Below are 9,789 nucleotides of genomic sequence, written 5' to 3' on the forward strand. Positions count from 1 at the left end.
AGCCGACGGGACCTGGAAAGTCGGTTCCGACTCGACGTGAAAACCGTTGTGGGCCAAACTGATCGGCATGGGCTCCGGAGTGCGCGCGTGGGTCGGTTCGTCCAGCAGCTCGTCGAGAATGCTGTGCCACGGGGCACGCCCATTGCGCTGGGGAATGGGCTCCTGCGGCAAGTCGGGTTCGGCGATCGCGATGAGTTCGGGCACCGTCTCCGGTTCGTCGTCCATCAGGCTGTGCCACTCTTCGACGGGTCCGCCGTGCCAGGTGTCGGCGGGCGCATGCAGCGGGTGCTCGACGTAGACGGCGAACGGTGCGGTGGCACTCTCGTCGGCGGCAATCACGTCGTGATCGGCATGGACGGGTTGGTCCCTCTCGACCGCCCATTCAGCGTCCTCCTCCCCGGAGGACCATTCGACGACGTACTCGACGTAGTCGTCGTCGTCGAAGAAGTAGTCGGGTTCGACCTGCGTTTCCAGGTCGACGACTCGACCCGGCGCCGCCGCTGACTCCCATCCCCCGGCCGTGGACCCGCCTCCGGACCCCCGCAGGAACAGCGCTGCGATCACGCCGAACAGCGCGACGAACGCCGGCAGCAGCAGCGACTGGGAGAGCGCGGCCGAGAACGGTTCGTGCAGAAAGCTCGGCAACCGCGTCACCGCGCCCTGGCCGACACCGGGGTCCAACTCGGGGGGCAGCGCCGAACTGATCTGGGACGTCATCAGCGCGGCCATTCCCGCACTGCCCAGCACACCACCGACCTGCCGCGTCGTGTTGTAGACGCCCGAACCGGCGCCTGCCAACCGCGGCGGCAGGTTGCGGGTGGCGGTGGCCGCGAGCGGCGACCAGATGAACGCCATGCCGATGCCCATCAGGACGAACGGAAGCAGCAGCCGCCAGATCGGCGTCGTCGGCGTCATCTCGATGGACAGCCAGGTCAATGCGATCGCCAGCGCGGAGAAACCGAACCCGACGATCGGGCGCGGGTGGGCGCGGTCGACGAGTTTTCCAACGAACGGCGCCAGCACACCCGTCGCGACCGCCATCGGCGCGGTCAGTAGTGCAGACCGGGTCGGGGACAGCCCGCAGACCGCCTGCGCGTAGAACATCACCGGCACGATCATCGCGGTCACCGCGAAGCCGATGACGGCGATCCCAACGTTCGACATGCTGAAGTCGTTGTCGCGGAAGATTTTCAGTGGGATCAGCGGCTCGCGGGGATTGACCGCCTGCCAGTAGACGAAGCCCACCATCGCGGCGACGCCCGCCATGAGCATGCCCCAGATCCACAACGTCCAGTCATGCGACTGGCCCTCCTGCAACGCGAACACGATCATGAACATGCCGACGCCGGACAGCACGACACCGAGCACGTCGAACCCGTGCTTCTCCGTGGGCAGGACCGGAACGAAGACGTAGGCCAAGATCAGCCCGACGACGCCGATCGGCACGTTCACGATGAAGATCCACTGCCACCCGAGGCCGTCGACCAGGACGCCACCCGCCAGCGGCCCGACGAGGGTGGCGACGCCGGCGGTGGCGCCCCACACGCTCAGTGCGACGCCCCGTCGCGCAGCGGGAAAGATCCGGGTGATCGTCGACAACGTCTGCGGGGTCAGCAGGGCCGCTCCGATCCCCTGAACGGCGCGAGCGGCGACGAGGGTCTCGATGCTGCCGGCGAGACCGCACCACAGCGACGCGACGGTGAACACCGCCAGCCCGACCAGGTACAGGTTCCGTGGGCCGAACCGGTCGCCGAGCCTGCCTGCCAGGAGCAGCGGCACCGCGTAGGCCAACAGGTATGCGCTGGTCACCCAGATGACCGCGTCGAAGTCGACGTCGAGGGTGTCCATGATCGACGGGTTTGCGACCGCCACGATCGTGGCGTCGAGAAGGATCATGAAGAAGCCGACGAGCAGGGCCCACAGCGCGTTCCACGGGTTGCCGGTCCGGGGCCGCAGCAGTTGCAGCGCCGCCGTCATCGCGACACCTCGGCCGCGCGGCATGGCACAGCGGCCCCGGCCATGGCGGCGTGGGGCATCGGCGATCGTCTCAGTGTCTGCAGCATTTAATCGACCAGCGTTGCGAAACTATTGAGCCGACGCTACGGATCAGCCCGATGCACGACAAGTCGGCCGACCTTCACGTCACCTGGCAAACGGTGCAAGTCACGCCGCGTCGGGCACCGCGCCGGCAGGTGCAGCCGCGTCGCCGTCGGACGCCGAGACCCCCACCGCGAGAAGCGCTAGCAAGGCGATGGCCGAGCCCGCAGTCATGACCGCCGCGAGCGCCAGCTCGTCGTTGCCGAGCACACCGACCAGCGGAGCCACCGCCGCACCCAGCCCGAACTGGCCGGCACCCAGCAACGCGGCAGCAGTGCCTGCGGCATCCGGGTGACGCGACAGCGCCACCGCGGGCGCATTGGGGATGACGAAGCCCATCGCCGCCAGGATCGCCCACACGGGAACCACGAAGGCGTAGATGCCGCCGACGCCCGACGCGGCGAGCCCGACGAAGACCACGCCCGAGACGGCCGAGGCCACCAACGCCCAGAGCGTGATGGTCTGCGGCGTGAAGCGACGGAGCAGGACCACGTTGAACTGCGTGGCGCCGATCAACGCGACCGCACCCGCGCCGAACACCAACGCGAACGCCTGCTGACCAAGGCCGTGGCGGCCCTGGAGCACGAACGAGGCGCCGGCGATGTAGGCGAACAGGCCGGACATGCCCAACGCGGCGACCAGCACGAGGATGACGAAGCGCCGGTCGCGCAGCAGCTCGCCGTAGGTGGCGAGAATGCCGCGAACGCGCAGCGGCCGTCGATGCGACACCTGCAGTGTCTCGGGCAGTGCGAGCGCCGCGAGCAGCAGAAGCAGACCGGCCAACACGACGAGAACGGCGAACACCCAGTGCCAGGAGAAGCGCAACAGCACGGCCGCGCCCAGGGACGGGGCGACCACGGGGGCCACGCCGAGGACCAGCATGAGCCTCGACATGACCGTCGCGGCGGTGGAGTCGGAGAAGAGGTCGCCGACGACCGCGATGGCCACCACCATCGCCGCGGCCGCCCCGACGCCCTGCAGCCCGCGGGCGATCCCGAGTACGACGATGTTCGGCGCGAACAGGCACAGCAGCGACGCCAGCATGTGCAGCACGATTCCGGCCATCAACGGTCGACGACGGCCGAGCGAATCCGAGAGCGGGCCGATCACCAGCTGACCGAGGGCCAGGCCAGCCAGCGTGCCCGTGAGCGTCAACTGCACCACTGACGACGACACCGAGTAGTCCTGGGCGATCCGCGGCAGCGACGGTAGATACATGTCGATCGTGAGCGGACCCAGTGCGACCAGGAGACCGAGGACCACGATCATCCGCGTCTGGCTGGGTACCGCCTTGCCGTTCGTCACCGCCGGGCCCGTGGGTTCAGCGCTCTTGAGTTCCACGTATCCCGATGCTGCCATGAAAGTGTTTAGCAAGGGTTACGAGCGTTTTCTTCCCACGGCGAACGGTGACCGACATCACCGTCGGGCACGCACTGGCGCCGTGGTTCGTTGGAACGGCATCACGACGGGATAGCCTGGACGTGCCCGTCCGCACCTGGAGGCCGTACACATGAGCGCTCGTTCCAGCGCCAAGAACCAGCTGCCCGCTACTTTCGGCGACGACCCGAGCGTTGCCGCCCGCGCGCTGTCACAGGTCATCGAACGCGGTGCCCGCGTTCAGGCGCCCGCGGTGAGGGCCTACGTGCAGCGGCTGCGGGACCAGAATCCCAACGCGACACCCGCCGAGATCGTCGAGAAGCTCGAGAAGTTTTACCTGGCCGCGGTGATGGCCAGTGGCGCTGCCGTCGGGTCGGCTGCGGCCTTCCCCGGCATCGGCACGCTGGTGGCCATGTCCGCAGTGGCCGGTGAGACCGTGGTGTTCCTGGAGGCGACGGCGGTCTTCGTGCTGGCGGTTGCCGAAACCCACGGCATCCCCGCCGACCATCGGGAGCGCCGTCGTGCCCTGGTGCTCGCCGTGCTCGTCGGTGACGACGGCAAGCACGCGGTCGCGGATCTCATCGGATCGGGCCGGACGGGCGGCGCCTGGCTGGCCGACGGCGCCGCGTCGCTCCCGTTGCCCGCGGTGTCCCAGTTGAACGGCCGACTGCTCAAGTTCTTCGTGAAGAAGTACGCGCTGAAGCGCGGAGCCATTGCGTTCGGGAAGATGCTCCCCGTTGGCATCGGCGCGGTGATCGGTGGCGTCGGGAACCGGGCAATGGGCAAGAAGATCGTCTCGAATGCCCGCGGCGCATTCGGTAGCGCGCCCGCGCGGTGGCCGGCGACGCTGCACGTCCTGCCCGCGCTCGAGCAGTAGGACGGACGTTCCTCCGGGACGTCCGAACGGATAGTCCCCAGCCGCCGCCGACGTCGGCTCGATGTGACAAGTGGCGTTGGCCGTTACCGGATGCGTCGGAAGCGTTAGCCTTTATGCGGCGAAAGAGCGAGCGGCAGACGGCGCGCCCGCGGAGTTAGAAGGAATCGAGGCGAGTAGCTGCCGTGAGCAGTTCACCTTCACCATTCGGACAGAACGAGTGGCTAGTCGAGGAGATGTACCGCAAGTTCCGCGAGGATCCCTCCTCCGTCGATTCGAGTTGGCACGAGTTCCTCGTCGACTACTCGCCGGAACCGACCAACGAGACGGCGGCGACGTCGAGCGGTAACGGTCGTGCTGCAGCGCCGGCCAAGGCTGCCGCGCCTGCGACACCGGCCCCGGCCGCTGCCGAGTCCGTGAAGGCGAAGCCCGCCAAGACCGAACCGGCCAAGCCCGAAGCCTCCAAAGCGGAACCCGCCAAGCCTGCCGAATCCAAGCCTGCCGAGGCCAAGCCGAAGGCGCCCGCAGGTCCTCCTCCCACGGAAGGCGACGAGGTCGCGGTTCTTCGCGGCGCGGCGGCGGCCGTCGTCAAGAACATGAACGCCTCGCTGGACGTGCCGACGGCCACCAGCGTGCGGGCCATCCCGGCCAAGCTGCTGATCGACAACCGCGTCGTCATCAACAACCACCTCAAGCGCACCCGCGGCGGCAAGATCAGCATCACCCACCTGCTTGGCTACGCGATCGTGCAGGCCATCAAGAGCTTCCCGACCATGAACCGACACTTCGCCGAGGTGGACGGCAAGCCGAACGTGGTCACACCAGCTCACACGAGCCTGGGCCTGGCCATCGACCTGCAGGGCAAGGACGGCAAGCGTCAGCTCGTCGTGGCGGCTATCAAGCGTTGCGAGACAATGCGTTTCGGCCAGTTCGTCGCCGCTTACGAGGACATCGTGCGCCGGGCACGCGACGGCAAGCTGACCGCAGAGGACTTCGCGGGCGTCACGATCTCGCTGACCAACCCCGGGACCATCGGCACCGTGCACTCGGTGCCGCGACTGATGAGCGGCCAGGGCACGATCGTCGGCGCAGGCGCGATGGAGTACCCGGCGGAATTCCAGGGTGCCAGCGAGGAACGGATCGCCGAGATGGGTCTCGGCAAGCTGATCACGCTGACCTCGACCTATGACCACCGCATCATCCAGGGCGCCGAGTCCGGCGACTTCCTGCGCACCATCCACAACCTGCTGCTGTCCGACGACTTCTTCGACGAGATCTTCCGCGAACTGGGCATCCCGTACCAGCCCGTCAGGTGGCGCACCGACAACCCCGACTCGATCTTCGACAAGAACGCGCGGATCATCGAACTGATTGCGGCGTACCGCAATCGCGGCCATCTGATGGCCGACATCGACCCGCTGCGGCTGGACAAGACCCGGTTCCGCAGCCACCCCGATCTGGACGTCCTCACCCATGGCCTGACGCTGTGGGATCTGGACCGGGTGTTCAAGGTCGACGGCTTCTCCGGTGCGCAGTACAAGAAGCTGCGCGACGTGCTGTCGGTGCTGCGCGACGCGTACTGCCGCCACGTCGGCGTCGAGTACACCCACATCCTGGAGCCCGAACAGCAGAAGTGGATTCAGGAACGGGTCGAGGTCAAGCACGACAAGCCGACGGTCGCCGAGCAGAAGTTCATCCTGAGCAAGCTCAATGCCGCCGAGGCGTTCGAGACGTTCCTTCAGACGAAGTACGTTGGGCAGAAGCGCTTCTCATTGGAGGGCGCCGAGACCGTCATCCCGATGATGGACGCCGTCCTCGACCAGGCCGCTGAGCACGGGCTCGACGAGGTCGTCATCGGCATGCCGCACCGCGGTCGGCTCAACGTGCTGGCCAACATCGTCGGCAAGCCCGCCTCGCAGATCTTCTCCGAGTTCGAGGGCAACCTGAACCCGTCGCAGGCACACGGCTCCGGTGACGTGAAGTACCACCTCGGCGCGACCGGCAACTACCTGCAGATGTTCGGGGACAACGACATCGACGTATCGCTGGTGGCCAACCCGTCCCATCTCGAGGCCGTCGACCCGGTTCTCGAGGGCCTGGTTCGCGCCAAGCAGGACCTGGTGGACAACGGTGACGGTACGGAGCGCTTCTCCGTCGTGCCTTTGATGCTGCACGGCGACGCGGCGTTCGCCGGTCAGGGCGTCGTGGCCGAGACGCTGAACCTCGCCCTGCTGCGGGGTTACCGCACCGGCGGCACCATCCACATCATCGTGAACAACCAGATCGGCTTCACCACCTCACCGCTGGACTCCCGTTCCTCGGAGTACTGCACCGACGTCGCGAAGATGGTCGGCTCGCCGATCTTCCACGTCAACGGTGACGATCCCGAGGCCGCCCAGTGGGTAGCCCGGCTGGCGGTCGACTTCCGTCAGAAGTTCAAGAAGGACGTCATCATCGACATGTTGTGCTACCGCCGCCGCGGGCACAACGAGGGCGACGACCCGTCGATGACCCAGCCCGAGATGTACGACGTCATCGACACCAAGCGCGGGGTCCGCAAGACCTACACCGAAGCGCTGATCGGCCGTGGCGACATCTCGATCAAGGAGGCCGAGGACGCCCTGCGCGACTACCAGGGCCAGCTCGAGCGGGTGTTCAACGAGGTCCGCGACCTCGAGAAGCACGAGATCGAGCCCAGCGAGTCGGTCGAGTCCGACCAACAACTGCCCGCGAAACTGACTACGGCAGTGGACAAGTCGCTCCTTGCGCGAATCGGCGACGCGCACCTGGCCGTGCCCGACGGCTTCACCGTGCACCCACGCGTCAAGCCCGTGCTGGAGAAGCGCCGCGAGATGGCCTACGAGGGCAAGGTGGACTGGGCCTTCGGCGAGCTACTGGCGCTGGGAACCCTTCTATCCGAGGGCAAGTTGATCAGGCTCACGGGGCAGGACACCCGGCGCGGCACGTTCACGCAACGGCATTCGGTGATCATCGACCGCAAGACCGGTGCCGAGTTCACCCCCCTGGAACTACTGACCCTCACCGACGACGGCACGCCGACCGGTGGCAGGTTCCTGGTCTACGACTCGGCACTGTCCGAGTACGCCGCGGTGGGCTTCGAGTACGGCTACTCCGTCGGCAACCCCGATGCAATGGTGTTGTGGGAGGCGCAGTTCGGCGACTTCGTCAACGGTGCCCAGTCGATCATCGACGAGTTCATCAGCTCCGGTGAGGCCAAGTGGGGCCAGCTGTCCGCTGTCGTGCTGCTGCTGCCGCACGGCCACGAGGGACAGGGCCCGGACCACACGTCGGGCCGCATCGAGCGGTTCCTGCAGGTATGCGCCGAGGGCTCGATGACCGTCGCGATGCCGTCGACTCCGGCGAACTACTTCCACCTGTTGCGCAGGCACGCACTGGACGGGATCCACCGGCCGTTGATCGTCTTCACCCCGAAGTCGATGCTGCGCAAGAAGGAAGCCGTCAGCGACATTCGTGACTTTACCGAGCAGAAGTTCCGCTCGATCATGGAGGAGCCGACGTACACCGACGGCGACGGCGACCGCTCGAAGGTGAAGCGGATTCTGTTGACGAGCGGCAAGATCTACTACGACCTGGCGGCACGCAAGGCCAGGGAGAACCGCGAGGACGTCGCGATCGTGCGAGTCGAGCAGCTCTACCCGCTGCCGAAGCGGCGGCTGGGCGCCACGCTCGACGAATATCCGAATGCGCAGGAGTTCTGCTGGGTGCAAGAGGAGCCGGCCAACCAGGGTGCGTGGCCGACGTTCGGCCTCGCGATGCCAGAGTTGTTGCCGGACAAGCTGACCGGCATCAAGCGCATCTCCCGCCGTGCGATGTCGGCACCGTCTTCGGGTTCGTCGAAGGTGCACGCCGTCGAACAGCAGGAGATCATCGACGAGGCCTTCGGCCCCTAGTCCCCCGCCCCACCCCCACCTCAGCGCGAGCGTGTCTGCGGCCGACACGCGTGGCATTGTCAATCGGTTAGGGCAACTCGGTTAGGCGGCGTGGTCGAGGAGTGCGGCTAGTCGGTGGGCGGGTGTGTCCACGTCGAGTGCGGGTCCAGGACTCCTGACACGTAGGCGTCGCGCGTCCGGTCGATCGGCAGTCTGATCTGCGGATTTGGTGAGCTGCCAGCTTGCAATTCCGTTCCCGATGCGTAATAATAGATAGTGTTATTTACTGCGAATTTGAGGGGTGGATCATGGGCGTGATGACCGCGCAGCCACCCCTGCCGCTGATGCCCGACGGTGCCCGCCCGTTCGGTGCGGCCGCGGCGATCATCGAGGACGTCGACGGTGGCCGGGTGTTCGTGCACGGCAATCTGTGCTTCGCCTGGGATGCCGGCGACACCGCGGCCCGCCGGTTCGCGGCCGCGTCGCTGATGCGGATCAAGGCCGCCACCCAACTCGAGATCGCCGCGGCGTTCGCGGTGACACCGGCCAGCGTGCGGCGCTGGGAAGCCCAGCTGACCGACGCGGGCATCGCCGGGGTGCTCGGGGAACGCAAAGGCCCCAAACGCAAGTCGAAACTCACCGGCGACACCGTCGCCACCATTCGCCGCCTGCGCGACGATGGCGCGTCCTACCGTGGGATCGCCGCCGAAACCGGTGTCTCCGAAGGCAGCGTCCGCAACGCACTCAAATTCACCGACACCGAGACCGAGACCGAGACCGAGACCGAGACCGAGACCGAGGAGCATGGTCGCACAACGGTTTCCGATGCTTCACCCGAACCCGAACCCGAACCCGAGACCGGGGCCGAACCGGAGGCGGAGCCGGTGGCCGAGACCGAACCGGAGCCGGAGCCGGTGGCCGAGACCGAACTCGGATCGGTGTCGGGGCGTGCGGTGCCGGTGTTGGCTGATCCGGTCGATCGTGGCGTCGAGCGGGCCTTGGCGGCGTTCGGGCTGATTTCCTATGCCCCGCCGGTGTTCACCGAGTGTGCCCGCGCGCCGCTGGCCGGGGTGTTGCTGGCGTTGCCGGGGTTGGCCGCCACCGGGCTGCTGGAGTGCGCGCACGCCGCCTACGGGGAGTTTCCGAACGGCTTCTACTCGCTGGACACGATGTTGTGCGAGAGCGTGTTCCGCGCCCTGCTCGGTGAGGCCCGCGCCGAGGGCGCCACCCGCATCGACCCGGTCGCGTTGGGCCGGGTGCTGGGGTTGGATCGGGCGCCGGAGGTCAAGACGATCCGCCGCAAGATCAAATATCTGGCCGGGGCCGGCAACGCCGCCGACTGGATCGCCGCGATGGCCCGCCGGCATGTGCAGGACCGCCCCGAACAGGCGGCGGTGCTCTACGTCGACGGCCACGTGCGGGCCTATCAGGGCACCCGTAAACTCGCGAAAACCCATGTGCCGCGGTTGAAGTTCCCGGCCCCGGCCACCGTGGAAACGTGGGTGTCCGACGCCGCGGGGGATCCGCTGC

General features: G+C 67.3%; 5 protein-coding genes. 3 read left to right on the forward strand and 2 right to left on the reverse strand.

Translation table 11 applies throughout. The annotated features are described in order from the left end of the window. Together VET27_RS20730 and VET27_RS20735 are read right to left on the reverse strand one after the other, a co-directional pair. Positions 1-1,977: MFS transporter (locus VET27_RS20730; RefSeq protein WP_526521499.1), on the reverse strand; the 1,977-nt coding region annotated here is incomplete at its 3' end. Positions 1,978-2,163: 186 nt separating this feature from the next. Continuing rightward, entirely contained in the window at positions 2,164-3,366 is a 1,203-nt protein-coding gene (locus tag VET27_RS20735; protein ID WP_526521502.1) for a multidrug effflux MFS transporter, read from the reverse strand. A 241-nt stretch (positions 3,367-3,607) separates the two neighbouring features. Here VET27_RS20735 and VET27_RS20740 point away from each other — a divergent pair, with 241 nt between their 5' ends. From VET27_RS20740 to VET27_RS20750, 3 genes are all read left to right on the forward strand, one after another. Continuing rightward, a complete protein-coding gene (locus VET27_RS20740; protein ID WP_526521500.1) occupies positions 3,608-4,351 on the forward strand; it encodes a hypothetical protein in 744 nt (247 codons plus the stop codon). A 233-nt stretch (positions 4,352-4,584) separates the two neighbouring features. Further along, a complete protein-coding gene (locus VET27_RS20745) occupies positions 4,585-8,280 on the forward strand; it encodes a multifunctional oxoglutarate decarboxylase/oxoglutarate dehydrogenase thiamine pyrophosphate-binding subunit/dihydrolipoyllysine-residue succinyltransferase subunit (protein ID WP_526521503.1) in 3,696 nt (1,231 codons plus the stop codon). Between the two features lie 296 nt (positions 8,281-8,576). Further along, the coding region (locus VET27_RS20750) for a putative transposase (RefSeq protein ID WP_526521501.1) at positions 8,577-9,789 on the forward strand (1,213 nt) is incomplete at its 3' end.

The organism is Mycobacterium sp. (assembly GCF_035633495.1).
In the GTDB taxonomy this organism is placed as follows: Bacteria; Actinomycetota; Actinomycetes; order Mycobacteriales; family Mycobacteriaceae; genus Mycobacterium.